Here is a 14,751-nt window from a genome sequence, read left to right on the forward strand (position 1 = left end):
TGACGATCCTAAAGCGGATGGCGGTTGGCCCGCCCATGCGCGGCATTGCCGTTGAGTTGGCGATACATCTCGGTGGCCCGCTCGCAGATTTGGCTTCCAGCGAACTCTGATGGAATCACATCACAGGTCCGCTCCCGCCAGTCGTTCAGGCGGGCGGCGAGGTCCTTCGCGATCGCCGCAACCCGCTCGCCAGCGCCGTCACCGTGCACATCGCCGAGCAAGTTGTGGGTCTCTGACGGATCGGCGACCAGGTCGTAGAGTTCACGTCCGGGCCGACCGTTCGAAACCAGCTCCGCGACGGCCGGGCCGGACAGACTGTCTGCGATATCCCAGGGCAAATCCAGCGCCCGCCGGTTCGCATAGTTCTCGATGTAGCTGTATGCCTGGTCCGGATCGCGCGGATGGGATCGAACGAATCGTGATAGGTCTTCATGGTGAACACCTCGCTGCGGACCGTTGCGGCGTCGGCAATCGCCGACAGCAGATTCGAGGCATGCGAGACGCCTTCGACGTCCGCAGGCGAGTCGATGCCGAGCAGCTCCAGGAGCGTGGGAACGAGGTCGACGCCGCTGAACAACTCGTCGTATACCCGGCGTGCGATGCCCGTCGCCGTCGGCGGCCGGATGATCATCGCGATCCCGGTTCCCGGGTCGTACAGCGTCGACTTCGCACGCGGAAACGCCGGGCCGTGGCCGGTGACAAATACCACCCAGGTGGTCGCGTCCAGGTTGGTTTCGGTCAGCATGTCGAGGAGCCGGCCAACGGCCGCGTCTGCGACGGCGACGGCCCCGTAGAACCCGGCGAGATTCGTGACGGACGTCGGCGGTGTCGGGCAGGTAATCGGGAACCCCGCCGTCGGCAAGGTCGACTGGAAGATATTGCTCCCAAGGCCGGTGCGCCTCGAAGAACCCGGCCGTCACCAGAAACGGTTGGGGCGATCCGTCGGCGACCCAGGCACGCAGCCATTCCGTTGCTCGGTCCACCACATACTCGCAGTAGGAGTTCGACACGTCGAACTCATCGAACCCGAGCCGCTCCGGAAACGAGGTTCCGTGCTGCATGCCGAAAAGCACCGAATGCCAGCCGAGTTCAGACAGTATGTGCGGCAGCGTGCGGATGCCTGGGCGGTATTCCCAGCCGTGATGTACCAGGCCCACCAGCCCGTTGCTGTGGGGATAGCGGCCGGTGAACAGTGACCCGCGCGACGGCGAGCACAGCGGCGCGGTGGCATGCGCCCGGGTAAAAAGGATGCCCTGCGCCGCCAGTCGGTCCAGCCGGGGGCTCAACGCCCCCGCATAGCCGTATACACCGAGATGGCGGCCGAGGTCATGGCAGTGCACGATCAGCACGTTGGCGTCTGCCCGTTTCGTCATGGACACCAGTTTGCCGCGTCCGGCTGTCAGCGAGCTGAGTCCCCGGCTGTTACACACCGGGTTTTCGGCTGCGCTCGCCGGGCACAGCCTCTTCTGGGCGAGCCGGCATAGCGCCACCGCGACCCTCGGTGCGAGCATGAATCTGCCGTCAGTTGAGGTGTCGATGTCGCAGAGCCAGCCAAAGTCGCCCAAATAGAACCATCGGTACGGATTGACTACCTCGCTCTGCTATTTTCGCTCAGGAGATCGGCCCGACCCGCAGGCGGTCATGAACTTCATTGATGCTCAGGACTTCTCGGTCGGCCTCGTATAACGGGTGTTGGGTGTGGCGGTATCGACTTGCTACGGGTGGCGGGCCCGGGGGTCAACCCGAGCCCCCGGGCCCGCCAGGACGCCGAGCTGCTTGTGGCAATCGATGAGATCCGCGGCCAAAGCGAGTTCGCGGCCACCTACGGCTCGCCGCGGGGTGTGGCTGCAGCTGCGTAAGCGCGGCGTCAGGGTCGGTCGTAAGCGGGTGGAGCGGATCATGCGCGTCAACGGCCGCCAGAGCGCTTTCCTGCCCCAAGGGCTGCAAGCACGGGTCGACCCGGCAAAACCCCCAAGCATACGGCGGCGACGGATTTGCTCGGCCGCGACTTTTCTGTCACCGCCTGCAACCAGAAGTAGATACCCGATCTGACGCGCATCCGCACTTTGGAAGGGGTGTTGTGATTGGCCAGTGTGCGTGATGTCTTCTCCAACAAGGTCGTTGGCTGCGACAGCAGCTCCCGGGCGACTACCGAGCTGGTGTGTTGCGCACTCGATTACGCCATCTTCTCCCGTGATGTGCGCGACGGGCAGCTGTCAGTACACCGCGATCCGGTTCGCCCAACGCCTGATCGATGCTGGTATCGCGCTGTCGACCGGAAGTGTTGGGGACAGCTTCGACAACCGTCTAAGTTGAGCTAATCTACTGGCCGGCAACCACCTTCACGACATGAGCACAAGCACTGGGGACGTTGTTCCGCTACACCGCCGGATGGTACGACCCTCGCCGTCTCCAAGAAGGCCTCGACGGGCTCTCACCCAACGAAAACGAATGCCTGGAAGGACAGGCAGCAGCATCACCCTAAGCGGCTACCCTCCAACTCGACGGCGTCGCAAAACCGGGGGAGGTCTATGATCGCGACATCCGGCGCCAACCCCACCGAGGAGACACCATGAGTTGGGCAATTTCCCACGTGCCCCCCGCTGCCCGTGACCGCCAACACATGCGGCCATTGGGTTGAGCATCGAGCCGGCTGTCACGGCGGCCGAAGCGGATCGCCGGATCACCCGCGAAAGGTTGAGAAGTGGGACGCACTGACAACGACACCTGGGACGTGGCGACCAGTGTGGGAGCCACCGCCACGATGGTGGCCGCGGGAAGGGCCCGCGCCACCGCAACCGACGATCCGCTGATCGAGGATCGGTTCGCCGGCCCTCTCGTGCAAGCGGTCGGCATCGACTTTTTCACCCGGTGGGCCGCCGGCGAACTGGACCCAGCCGATGTCGACGACCCTGACGCCTCGTGGGGCCTGCAGCAGATGACCCACGCGATGGCGGTGCGGACCCGCTACATCGACGAATTTTTCTTAGACGCGACAGCCGCAGGAATCCGTCAGGCAGTGATTTTGGCGTCGGGCCTCGATGCCCGTGCCTACAGGCTGTCTTGGCCGCCGGACACGACAGTGTTCGAAATCGACCAACCAGAAGTCCTCGATTTCAAAACCACCACGCTGGCCGGCCTGAGCTTCGAACCGACCGCCACGTTGCAGTCAGTGCCAGTTGATCTGCGCCACGATTGGCCCGCAGCGCTGCAAGCGGCCGGGTTCGACACCGAACAGCCCACCGCGTGGGCCGCCGAGGGCCTGCTGGCCTACCTGCCGCCACAAGCCCAGGACCGCTTGCTCGACAACATCACCGCGCTCAGCGCTCTCGACAGCCGGTTGGCCGCGAACACCTTCTGGGACACCCCGGAATCCCAGAAGGTCGGGCGAGCAGCGTTCCAACGCTGGTACGAGTGCGGCCTAGACGTCAAACTCGACGACCTATGCTGCCCGGGAGCCCGAAACGACGTGGCGACCTATCTGACAGGCCGCGGCTGGCATGTGGACCGCGCCCCATTCAGCCAGTTACTGGCCGATCACGAATTGCCGGCAGCCCCGCCGAAATCGACCGACAACTACTGCTGCACCGCGATTCTGCGCGGCAGCAAGCCAAGCGCCCACCGCTAAACGATGCGCCTTGTGCACGAGGTCCCTGCGACGACAGCTATCGCAGGCCAATGGCGCGGGCATGCCGACTACTTCAGCCAGCTCGCCACCAAAGTCCTACCTGCGCCGACCAAGACAAACCGCGCAAGCCACGTGCCCGTGCCACGGCCGGTATGGGACCGGCCGCAGCCAGAGCTGCCGAGCGACCGGAACGCACTGGTGTTCCCGAGCCATCGCGGTGGGTATTACCCATCGAGGAGTACCGCAGAGCGTTCGACAAAGCCTGCAACGCCGCGGGGACGACTGGTCTTGTACCGCACGGGCTGCGGCACACCACGGCTTCGTTGGCGATCAGCGCGGGCGCTAATGTCAAGGTCGAGCAGAGGCTTCTAGGGCACGCCATAGCGGCCATGACCTTGGACCGTTATGGCCACCTGCTCAGCGACGACCTGGCGGCCGTGGCAGATGCGCTGGGCAAGGCCATCGAAAGCACTGCGGTATCGCTATGGTATTCGAAAGCCGCGACTACTACGCGGGCCACCATATCAACAGCGAGCTAGCTCAAAAGGCGGGTAGTTCAGTTGGTTAGGGCCCGCGGACTCGGTTGCGCGAGTTCGATGGGAGACCCGGCAGATGGCTCTCGATCTAGCAAGTGTCGCAATGTGTTCGAGCGGCTTTCGCGTCGGCGTGGACTGACACGGTGAGTAAGGGTAGGCAACAGTGGCGTGACGCGCCCGCATCGCATCCCGGGTTTCCGATCCCGGTAGAAGCGGAAGACCTCAGTTCCGACGAATGGCTTACACAGTGCGGCGATAGTCGGCACGGTTTTCGGGAGTCGCCGCGTTGGGGCCAACTCAGGTGATCACACGCAATCGGTGGTTCGCGGGCGACTGGATACAGTGGATGCGGTGAGCAAAGCGTACGGGCGCCCCACGAACCGTCACGACATCGTTCGATACTTCAGCGTGCGCGTGCTGCGAGAAAACAAATACTGGCCGCTGCACACACCGAGCATCTATAACCATGAACACGTTGGGATCTACGCTCCCGTCGATAGCCCCGACAGAAGACGTCATCGGCGATGGTGGGAGAGACCCGGGCGTGTCACACTTGAGACGATCGCCGAGATCGATGGCGACAGCTAACGAGAGGGGGTGAAGAGGAAAATGTCTAACCAAAACCGCGACCCGTTTGACTGGATTGCCGCAGGACCGCCGGCCAGCCACGGCAGCGTCCCCCTGCGCGGTAGTTCCTACCTTCTAAAGCTCGATGACGGAGCTTTACTGAGCTGGACCTTCGCGGAGCCTGGCGACCTCACCTACACGTTGATGGCGAGGTTGACCGATAACGAAGCGCAGAAGGTCTTCGAAGGCGACGACTCGACCGGAATGATCGAGCCGATCCGTGCAACGATGCGCCACCCCGGCGCACTGGTATTGGTCAGCACGGGTCCGGGCGAGGGCCTTGGACGTCGGATTCTGATCCCACGAGAGGTAACGGAGTGGGAATTTATCGACGACCTCATGAGAGCTGCCGATACTATCGACGATCACTACGAGAACATCACTTTCGCGATGCGAGCGCAGGCCGGAAGCATGCGAGCCAAACTCAAGAAGTACGGAGCCAAATCGCCTAAGGCGCAGGAGGCGTTAGACCGCGCGCTCCGCGGCATTCCGGCTCACCTGGGACGCGACGAGCGGGATCTTGCGAAGCCGTTTTTGAAGCTCGTGGCCAGCTAGAGATTGCGTCTGCATCCGCGGCCGACTCGTAATCCACGCTGGATACCGGTCGTTGCTGGATACCGTCGTTTTGCCCCAGTGGGGAGATACCACGGCATCGCTCGCAATCAGTGCGGGCGCTAATGTCAAGGTCGTGCAGAGGCTTCTAGGACACGCCACAGCGGCCATGACCTTGGACCGTTATGGCCACCTGCTCAGCGACGACCTGGCGGGCGTGGCAGATGCGCTCGGCAAGGCCATCGAAAGCACTGCGGTATTCCGAAGCTAGTCCAGTTACGGTGGAGGATATATCCGCAGCTAGTTGATCCAGGGGCGGTAGCTCAGTTGGTTAGAGCCGCGGACTCATAATCCGTTGGTCGCGGGTTCGAGCCCCGCCCGCCCCACGTCAGAGGCTATTTGGCAAGGTCAAATTCGACGAGCCACCGTTTATTCACCGCTTGTAGTGACCGTCTGATCAAGGAGATCAGCCCCTTGATTGTGAATTCGACCGCGCGTCATGTAGCGGTCTTGGGTCATGGAAACGTTGGAGTGACCCAGGTGGTCGGCTCGAATGCGGGCTGACGGACCCTCGGCCCGACCTCGGAGGCGTCGCCACCGCTTGTTGCGCTGCCACGGAGAGCGACCTGAGCACTTGGCGTAGTGAGAGCGCTGCATGGGACAACCTCGCCGGTGACCGGCTCGACAACGCGCATGCGGACATGGTGACGGCTAACCCGTCGTACCCGTACGAGTGCGAGGAAGAGCGCGGGTCGGCACGCGAGCGCCGTAACCCCGGCAGCGGCGTGACTGCGACTGAACACAGATGACCGACTGGATTGGGTGACGCCGAAGTAATAGCGTGCTGATGATGGCCGACTGCTTCGACGTGGCGCTCGACGAAGTGAAGTTCAGCTATGAGTTCGGTGCGTGCACCAAAGACGTCGACCTGGGCTGGTACAGACTTCCCAAGGGCTCGTTGGGTTTGGGTGGCAACTACATCAAATACCAGGGCATGGTGGACGGCGTCTACCAGGGCATGGTGGACGGCGTCCCGCTGGTCGAGACGCCGTCTGGAGTGGCAGATGACCCCGCACACGAACCCGAACTGGAACATCAACGGCTGCTACATCGCCCAAATCACCGGTGATCCGTGCGTCTACAACAAGCACATGATCTTTCCCAAGCCGGGCGTGGACCTGTCCAATCCGGACAACTTTGCCTCCATCGGCATGACCGTGACTGGTATGCCTGCCCTCGCCTCGATCAAGTCGGTAATGGTGGCCCGGCCAGGCCTGATCACCAGCGCTGGCGTGCCATTACGCGGACTCGCGGGTCGCTTCAAACGCTAGCTTTCGGCGCCGCTTCGCACCCGCCCAGTCATCGGTGCTGCGCGGAGCTGCCGTCAGTGGCAGAGTCGGAGGAGGGCTTGACTTGTTTAAGGCCTTCGAATGCGACAGGGAAGCTGATAGACGAACTGTTGAGTTGGGTGGACAACATGGCTGTGACGTGGGAATTGCGGTGGTTGCGGCGCCACGGTGGCCAAGGACCGGCGCCATGACCGCCATCGATCGGTCACGAGACCACACCGAGGCCATCACTCTGGGCCTACATGACGCGTCCCCGCAACACCTTGTGGACGCGATGGCCAAAGATGTGGAACTCGAATTAGGTTGGGGCAAATTAATTTTCGGCCAAACGTTCGCTGATGCCCACACGCTGACCGAGGCGCTGCGACGGGAAGTGGCCGGGCGCCGCGACATTTGCATCTATGCCCGCGAGTCCCACGTGGTGGTCGCGGGAGCGCCAACTGAGCTTTTCATCGATCCCAGCCACACGTATCGACTGCGCTTCGCTGATGACTCACCTGACGAACTTCTGGCCCCGCCACCGAGCGGTGTGACTGTGCGGACACTGAACGATCCGGTCGATGCCGACGCCATGAACCGTGTGTTCGTGCGCTGCGGAATGGTCCCGGCGCCGGTCGAGACGATCTGGGACAACCACCTCCACGCCGACTCGGTGACCTACCTGATCGCTGTGCGTGACGACGACGACGCCGTGGTAGGCACCGTGACCGGTGTCGACCACAAAGTGCTCTTCAACGACCCCGAGCACGGATCTAGCTTGTGGACCCTGGCGGTCGACCCGGCCGCCGGGCTGCCCGGAATAGGTGAAGCGCTCACCCGGGCCCTCGCCGCGCACTTCCGCAGCAAGGGCCGCTCCTACCTTGACCTTTCAGTCGCGCACGACAATGCCGCGGCTATCGCTCTCTACGAGAAGCTGGGCTTTCGCCGAGTTCCGGTGCTGGCGATCAAACGCAAGAACGCGATCAACGAGCCGCTGTTCGCCCCACCGCCAGAGACGGTCGACGACCTCAACCCGTATGCCCGGATCATCGCCGATGAGGCGATGCGCCGCGGTATCTGGGTAGAGGTTCTGGATGCCGGCGCCGGAGAGATGCGACTGACCTACGGTGGCCGCAGCGTGATCACCCGCGAGTCGTTGTCCGAGTTCACCTCCGCGATCGCTATGTGCCGGTGCGACGACAAGCGCTTGACTCGGCGGCTGGTCTCCGAGGCCGGCATCACGGTGCCTCGTGCCCGTCTGGCGACCATGAACGATGACGACTATGCGTTTCTGAAAGAAGTCGGGGAGGTCGTCGTCAAACCGACTCGCGGTGAACAAGGCAAAGGCATCACCGTGGGCGTTGCCGCCGACCACGGTCCGGACGAGCTTGCCGCCGCGGTGGCACGCGCGCGCGAACAACACTCGGAGGTCCTCATCGAGCAGCGAGTCGCCGGCAGCGACCTCCGGTTGGTGGTGATCGGCGGTCGAGTAGTGGCCGCCGCGCTGCGGCTGCCGCCCGAAATCATCGGCACTGGCGAGCACACCGTCCGGGATCTGATTGCGGCCGAAAGCCGACGACGCGCTGCGGCCACGGGTGGTGAGTCACGCATCCCGCTCGACGAGATCACCGAGGCGACCGTCGCCGAAGCCGGGTGGACGCTGGACGACGTCTTGCCCAAGGGAACTCGCCTGTGCGTTCGCCACACCGCCAACCTGCATCAGGGTGGGACGATCCACGATGTCACCCCCGATGTGAACCCGGAACTGTGCCGAGTTGCGGTGGCTGCTGCTGACGCGATCGGTATCCGGGTGACGGGCGTCGACCTGCTCGTGCCTGACATCACCGGCTCTGACTACGCCTTCATCGAAGCCAACGAGCGACCCGGCCTGGCCAACCACGAACCACAACCCACCGCCGCGGCTTTCGTCGACTATCTCTTTCCCGGCCAGCCTGGCCAGCCGCCGGCCTGGACCCCCGAGGAGTCGCGGCCCTAACTTTCGCCGCCATCAGAGTTTGACAGCTGCGTAACGTTCCCGCCATCGACGGTCCGTATTGTCGGCGCAGCGACCAACCGACAATCCGATGCAATGCATCGCAGCGATAGGAACTCCATTGAGCGGCAACGCAGTGCGCCTGCAGGCAATCACCAACGTCGAGGCATATGTGCCGCCAGCGATCAGTTTCGACCCGGGCGAGGAGCCGGGCGAGATCTTCGGATCGAATGTCTTCACCAAGGTGGAGATGCAGGCGCGGCTGCCCAAGTCGGTGTACAAGTCCGTGGTGGCCACGATCGACAAAGGCGTCAAGCTCGACCCTGACGTCGCCGACGCGGTCGCGGTCGCCATGAAGGACTGGGCGTTGGAGCGCGGCGCCACCCACTACGCCCACGTCTTCTATCCGATGACCGGCCTGACCGCGGAAAAGCACGACAGCTTCCTAGAGCCCACCTCCGACGGCCAGACGCTTGCCGAGTTCGCCGGAAAGACCCTCATCGAGGGCGAACCTGACGCGTCCAGCTTCCCTTCCGGCGGATTGCGGAGCACCTTCGAGGCCCGCGGTTACACCGGCTGGGATGTCACCAGCCCGGCCTACATCCTGGAAAATCCCAACGGCAACACGCTGTGCGTCCCGACGGTGTTCGTCTCGATGACCGGTGAGGCGCTCGACTACAAGACGCCGCTGCTGCGCAGTCAGCAGGCGATGGGCGCGCAAGCCGAGCGCGTCTTAAAGCTGTTCGGTCACAAGGACCTCAATCATGTCGTGTCATTCTGCGGCCCCGAGCAGGAGTACTTCCTGGTCGACCGGCACTTCTTCCTGGCGCGCCCGGACCTGATCAACGCCGGGCGCACCCTGTTTGGCACCAAGCCGCCGAAGGGCCAGGAGTTCGACGACCACTACTTCGGCGCGATCCCGGAGCGTGTCCTCGGATTCATGATGGACACCGAGCGCGAGTTGTTCAAACTCGGCATTCCCGCCAAGACCCGGCACAACGAGGTGGCCCCTGGCCAATTCGAGATCGCCCCGATGTTCGAGCGGGCCAACATCGCCTCGGACCACCAGCAGCTGCTGATGACGGTCTTCAAGACGATCGCCAAAAAGCACGGCATGGAATGCCTGTTCCACGAGAAGCCGTTCGCCGGCGTCAACGGCTCCGGCAAGCACGTGAACTTCTCGATGGGCAATTCCGAGCTGGGTTCGCTGCTGGTTCCGGGCGACACCCCACACGAGAACGCGCAGTTCCTGGTGTTCTGCGCCGCGGTGATCCGCGCCGTGCACAAGTTCGCCGGGTTGCTCCGGGTGTCGGTCGCCTCGGCCACCAACGACCACCGCCTGGGCGCCAACGAGGCGCCGCCCGCGATCATCTCGATCTTCCTCGGCGAACAGCTCGCCGACGTGTTCGAGCAAATCGCCAAGGGCGCAGCGACTTCGTCAAAAGGCAAGGGCACCATGATCATCGGTGTCGACACGCTGCCGCCACTGCCGACCGATCCGGGTGACCGCAACCGCACCAGCCCGTTTGCGTTCACCGGCAACCGGTTCGAGTTCCGTGCACCCGGCTCCGGGCAGACCGTCGCCGTGCCGTTGATCGTGCTCAACACGATCATGGCCGACTCGTTCGACTACATGGCCACGGCTCTGGAAACGGCTGTGGCAGAAGGCGAGGACTTCGACAAGGCGGTGCAGCAGCTGCTCACTGAGATCATCACCGAACACGGCGACGTGGTGTTCAATGGGGATGGGTATTCGGAGAACTGGCAGACTGAAGCGGCCGAGCGTGGCTTGCCAAATCTCAAGACCAGCTTGGACGCCATTCCCGAGCTGATCAAACCGGAAGCGGTCGAACTCTTCGGGAAATACGGAGTGTTCAGCGAACGCGAGCTGCACAGCCGCTATGAGGTCCGGCTGGAACAGTACGCGCTGACCATCGCCGTGGAGGCGAAGCTGGCCATGGAGGTCGGCGCGACGACAATCTTGCCGGCCGCGCTTCGTTACCAGACCGAGCTCGCACAGAATGTCGCCGCGCTGAAGGCCGCCGGTTTGGAACCGAGCACCGCCGCGCTGCAAGCGGTCTCGGCGCCTATCGCCGATCTCGAGGCGGGCTTGGCGAAGCTGAAAGCCGCGCTTTCCGAGCACTCGGCGGAAACGGTGCTCGACGAGGCCAAGCACGCACAGGACGAGTTATTGCCGGCGATGGCGGCGATTCGGTCAGCCGCCGATACGCTCGAAGGCATTGTGGCCGATGACCTGTGGCCGCTCCCCACCTATCAGGAGATGCTCTTCATCCTCTGATTGTCAACCGGCAGTCAGTGAAGGCCGACCTTCTCGCGGGCAGTGTCGGCGAGGAATCGACTCCACGACACCGGCCGGAAGCTCCGGGCCACCTCGGTGAGCGCATTGCGGGACTCTTGCGTCAAGCTCGATATCGGCTGCGGCCACGTTGAACTCGAGCTGCTCAACGCTTGATGCGCCGGGGATGGCGACCACGTTCGGCAGGCTGACGAGCCAGGTCAGCGCCACCTGCGCCGGCTTGGCGTCGACATGGTTGGCAACGTCTGCAGCAGCGGCTCGACCCGGCGCAGGTTCTCAGTGCCGAAAAGCGAATTAACGGCGCGAACTCCGCCAGGACGGTTATCCACGCCGTACTTGCCGCCCAGCAGCCCTTGGGCCAATGGGCCAATGGGCTATAGGCGATCACGACACGGTTCTCCCGTTCAGCGAACGGAACCAGGTCGTCGAGCGCAGCGGGGCGGGCCAGTGAGAACAGCACTGCCCGGCATGATCACCGAGTCGGGCACAACCGGGTTGGGCTGGTGGATCTGGTAGAGCGGGATGCGGTCCAACTGCAGCCGGCGTGCGCTGGCGCGCTCACGCGCTTTGATGACGGCGGGGAACGGGGCGACCGGAAAGATCTTGCTGGCCACGGCCACCTCGCTGCGCTCGTCGCCGAGTGCTTCACCGAGGATCCGTTCGCTTTTGCCCAGGCCGTATATCTCGGCGGTGTCGAACAGCGCGACCCCCAGGGCGCGGGCGCGACGAACAATGTCTCGAGGCGGGCCCGGCGGCGTAGCTGTCCCCGTAGCCACATCCACGCGACCCGAACTGCCAGGCGCCCAGCCCGATCCGGCTGAGGGTTCCGATTCCGTCGACGTCCAAATATTCATGTTGCTCACCGTAGTGAGCCGCCGGCCGCTTCAGCTAGGCGGCGTCCGAGTGGGCAGCAGCTGCCTTAGTGATGGCACCGTGCCGTTCCAGGACTTCCAGGACTTGCCGGCTTTGGATCACGTCTTCTTTTTCGCACAGCTGGCGCAGCTCGGTGACGACGGTCTGCAACAGGTCCAAGCGCGCAGACGCTTGCGTCAGGACGGTCAGCCAATCGTCGTAGGCGCGTTCGTCGGAGCTCAGTGCGGCGGCGGCGAAAGAGGACTTGCCCATTCTGCTCACACTCCCGGATTCAGTTTGCGGCGGTTTTCCGCGCTCTGCCTGCCGGTATTAACCGTCGTCGAGGTGTCTAAAGCCACGAATCTCCACGCTAACGACTCTATTTGTAGGCATTTGCTGAGCGCTTGCTGTGGGTGTCCAATCACGCGCGGCCCTCGCCTGTGGATAACGATGGACGATACGCTGTGCCTGCAGCGGGCTCGTTACAAGAAAGGGCAAATATGTCAAGGACAGTGGTGGTCGGCGCGTCAAGCGGTCTTGGGCGTTGCATTGGTGTCGGCCTCGCGCAGCGGGGCGGGGCGCTGCGGTGGCTTTGCTTGCCCGGCGTCGCCCGCGCATCGAGGCCGCCGCCAAGGAAGCCGGCTCGACAACGGTCGCGATCGAATGCGATGTCACCGACGAGGAATCGTGTCGAGCGGCCATCAACGATGCCGCCGACGCGCTCGGTGGGATCGACGCTCTGATCTACACCCCTGCCATCGGGCCACTCGTCCGGATGGTCGACACCGATGCGGAAACGTGGCGGCGTGTATTCGATACCAATGTCATCGGTGCGGCGCTGGCGACGGCTGCGGCGCGCAAGGCGGTCTACCTCTCTTCCGACGCGGGGCCATTCGGCCCGCCCTGGCCCGGGCTCGGCGCCTACGGCGTCAGCAAGGCTGCGCTCGAGCAACTCGTTGATGCCTGGCGAGCCGAATACCCGGACATCGGCTTCACCTGCCTGATCGTGGGCGAGTGCGGTGGCGGTGAGGGCGACGCGGCGACGGGAATGAACGTCGGGTGGGATATGGACCTCGCCATGAAGGCCGTTCCGCTTTGTTGTTCGCGTGGCTGCCTGCCGGGAAAGTTGATGCCCGTCGTGGTTGCACGCGGGGCACCCGCCGGCCCGGTAGCGTTTCCGGATCCCAATCCGGATCCCTCCTCTACAGTTGCGCTGATAACGACGAACGAAGGAGACGCCGGATGGCGTGGTTCCTAGCCCTCCAGGGCCCCTCCCACACACCCCACCAGTCATTGGTCTACGAGATTCAAGACGCGGTGGATGTGGACAAGGTCGCCCAGGAACTGGTTAGTTCCGCGACCCTGGATAGGGTGGTGCCCATTCCTGCGGTGCTGAGGCAAAACGAGCGCCGACACCAGAAGGTGACGCTGTATGTCCGGCCCGCCGCCTGGGGGCTGTGGACGTTTTACGAACTGTCCGATGAAGACCGCAAACAGATGTTGAAGGACAACCCGGTGATCAACGCGCTCGCACAAGCACAGCAGCGCGGAAAGGCGACCGCGGCGGCGCAACGCGGCCCGATGACGGTACAGGTCAATCCGCTCACCGGCCAGGTCGGACCCGCCAACGCGGGTCCGAGCGCTAACCCGAGCTAGAGGTAGACACCACAGCGCTATGCGATGTTCTCGGAGCCGCCGCACTCGTCGCCGACGCTCGCCGCCCCGAGCGTGCTGAGCATGCCGACTGCGGCGCGCCGCCAGGTGAACATCTCGGCACGGCGCCGGGCGGAGACCCGCCGGTGCTCCTCTGGTCTGCTGACGACCGCGCTGACCGCTTGTGCGATGGCCGCGGGATCGTTGTCGGCCAAGACACCACTGTCCGCGGTGATGATTTCGCCCAGCGCCGAGGTGCGGGAAACCACGGCTGGGGTCCCGCACGCCAGCGATTCCAGCGCGGCCAGACCGAATGTTTCGTGCGGCCCTGGCGCGAGCGCGACGTCAGCCGAAGCCAGCAGCGCGGCCACGGCATGCCGATCGGAAACGAAACCGGTGAAATCGATCGGCAATCGCGCGGCCTGCCGTTGCAACCTGGCGCGCAACGGGCCGTCGCCCATGACGACGAGGCGGGCATCGACACCGGCGGCACACAGTTCGGCAACCGCATCGATGCTGCGGTCGGCCCGTTTTTCGACCGACAGCCGGCCGCAGTGCACCAGCAGGATCTGCGCATGCGTGGCCCAGCGCTGACGTATCAGCGCGGAGCGCCGGCATGGGTGGAAGGTTTCCAGGTCCACGCCCAGTGGGATGGTGACGGTATTCGTTGCGCCGATGCGATCGAATTCTTCGCGGGCAAACCCGGTGGTGCATACCACGGTGTCGTAGTTGTCCGCGGTGCGCCGGTTCGCGAAGTCAGCGAACGCTCTCGCGGTTCGACGCGGAAGTACCTGGCCCGCAAGGCGATCAAGGCGCTCATGAGAGATCATCACGGTGGTGGCGCAGTTTTGCCGACCCCAGTGGCCCAGTGACCTCAGTGTCAGCCGGTCAGAGACCTCCAGGGTGTCTGGTCGCAGTGCTTCCAGTAGTGATCGCACCGGTCCCGGCAGCACCGCGCGGTAGCCGCCTGTCAGGGGAATTAGCTTGGCGGGCACGGTGATTCGAACTACGCCCGTGGACAGTCGAGTCTGTGCGGCGTGCGGACCCGGGACGATCAAAAACACCTCGTGGCCCGCGGCGTAGTATTCCGCGCCCAGCCGGTCGACGGCGGTGCGAAGGCCGCCGGAGCGAGGTCCGTAGAAGTTGGCGACCTGAGCGACACGCATACTCCTCAGCAGAACCGCTGCTCGTGTGCGGTCAACGAGCTCACATCGACGGTTGGTTGAACAAGCCATGAACTCCGAGGACCCTAGAGGCCGATAAGC

10 protein-coding genes, 1 tRNA gene and 6 pseudogenes are annotated in these 14,751 nt (G+C 63.9%); 13 read left to right on the forward strand and 4 right to left on the reverse strand.

From position 1 onward, the window contains the following. Positions 1-8 precede the first annotated feature (8 nt). Positions 9-1,373 (reverse strand): annotated as a pseudogene (locus tag M5I08_RS11890) (sulfatase family protein). A gap of 348 nt (positions 1,374-1,721) precedes the next feature. On the opposite strand from M5I08_RS11890, the gene M5I08_RS11895 reads away from it, so the two are divergent. The 11 genes and pseudogenes from M5I08_RS11895 (at position 1,722) to M5I08_RS11935 (ending at position 10,963) form a co-directional block, all read left to right on the forward strand. Next, positions 1,722-1,859 (forward strand): hypothetical protein, encoded by a 138-nt coding sequence (locus tag M5I08_RS11895; protein ID WP_249763268.1) that lies wholly within the window; start codon positions 1,722-1,724, stop codon positions 1,857-1,859. After that, positions 1,840-2,052, forward strand: a complete 213-nt coding sequence (locus tag M5I08_RS26790) for an IS3 family transposase (RefSeq protein WP_219065836.1) — start codon at positions 1,840-1,842, stop codon at positions 2,050-2,052. The genes M5I08_RS11895 and M5I08_RS26790 overlap by 20 nt, the downstream gene beginning before the upstream one ends. A 652-nt stretch (positions 2,053-2,704) precedes the next feature. Further along, positions 2,705-3,628, forward strand: coding sequence for a class I SAM-dependent methyltransferase (locus tag M5I08_RS11900; protein ID WP_219065837.1), 924 nt, complete (start codon positions 2,705-2,707; stop codon positions 3,626-3,628). Positions 3,629-3,760: 132 nt separating this feature from the next. Then, a pseudogene (locus tag M5I08_RS11905) lies at positions 3,761-4,167 on the forward strand (tyrosine-type recombinase/integrase). 606 nt (positions 4,168-4,773) lie between these two features. Further along, on the forward strand, positions 4,774-5,346 hold the full coding sequence (locus M5I08_RS11910) for a hypothetical protein (RefSeq protein ID WP_219065838.1): 573 nt from the start codon (positions 4,774-4,776) through the stop codon (positions 5,344-5,346). Positions 5,347-5,434: 88 nt separating this feature from the next. Next, a pseudogene (locus M5I08_RS11915) lies at positions 5,435-5,651 on the forward strand (site-specific integrase); the annotation flags it as partial. A gap of 4 nt (positions 5,652-5,655) precedes the next feature. Then, positions 5,656-5,729: transfer RNA gene (locus tag M5I08_RS11920), tRNA-Ile, on the forward strand. Positions 5,730-6,044: 315 nt separating this feature from the next. Further along, positions 6,045-6,152, forward strand: coding sequence for a hypothetical protein (locus M5I08_RS27445; RefSeq protein WP_502213842.1), 108 nt, complete (start codon positions 6,045-6,047; stop codon positions 6,150-6,152). Positions 6,153-6,175: 23 nt separating this feature from the next. Beyond that, positions 6,176-6,674, forward strand: a pseudogene (locus M5I08_RS11925) (dihydrodipicolinate reductase); the annotation flags it as partial. A gap of 205 nt (positions 6,675-6,879) precedes the next feature. After that, the gene (gene ngg / locus M5I08_RS11930) at positions 6,880-8,667 is read left to right on the forward strand and encodes an N-acetylglutaminylglutamine synthetase (protein ID WP_219065840.1); all 1,788 of its coding nucleotides are present in this window, start codon (positions 6,880-6,882) and stop codon (positions 8,665-8,667) included. A gap of 118 nt (positions 8,668-8,785) precedes the next feature. Beyond that, the gene (locus M5I08_RS11935; protein WP_219065841.1) at positions 8,786-10,963 is read left to right on the forward strand and encodes a glutamine synthetase III family protein; all 2,178 of its coding nucleotides are present in this window, start codon (positions 8,786-8,788) and stop codon (positions 10,961-10,963) included. Between the two features lie 14 nt (positions 10,964-10,977). Here M5I08_RS11935 and M5I08_RS11940 read toward each other — a convergent pair. Next, positions 10,978-11,869: pseudogene (locus M5I08_RS11940) on the reverse strand (aldo/keto reductase). Beyond that, positions 11,870-12,106: a hypothetical protein gene (locus tag M5I08_RS11945; RefSeq protein ID WP_219065842.1), complete on the reverse strand. Its 237-nt coding sequence runs from the start codon at positions 12,104-12,106 to the stop codon at positions 11,870-11,872. It abuts the pseudogene before it with no gap. A 239-nt stretch (positions 12,107-12,345) separates the two neighbouring features. On the opposite strand from M5I08_RS11945, the pseudogene M5I08_RS11950 reads away from it, so the two are divergent. Both M5I08_RS11950 and M5I08_RS11955 read left to right on the forward strand, forming a co-directional pair. Further along, positions 12,346-13,091: pseudogene (locus M5I08_RS11950) on the forward strand (SDR family oxidoreductase). Further along, entirely contained in the window at positions 13,076-13,489 is a 414-nt protein-coding gene (locus tag M5I08_RS11955) for a hypothetical protein (RefSeq protein WP_219065843.1), read from the forward strand. Before M5I08_RS11950 ends, M5I08_RS11955 begins: the two are co-directional and overlap by 16 nt. A 17-nt stretch (positions 13,490-13,506) precedes the next feature. On the opposite strand, the gene M5I08_RS11960 is transcribed toward M5I08_RS11955, so the two are convergent. After that, complete coding sequence (locus M5I08_RS11960; protein ID WP_219065844.1) at positions 13,507-14,652, reverse strand: glycosyltransferase; 1,146 nt, start codon at positions 14,650-14,652, stop codon at positions 13,507-13,509. Positions 14,653-14,751: the final 99 nt, after the last annotated feature.

Origin of the sequence: Candidatus Mycobacterium methanotrophicum, from assembly GCF_023515995.1 — a bacterium.
In the GTDB taxonomy this organism is placed as follows: Bacteria; Actinomycetota; Actinomycetes; order Mycobacteriales; family Mycobacteriaceae; genus Mycobacterium; species Mycobacterium methanotrophicum.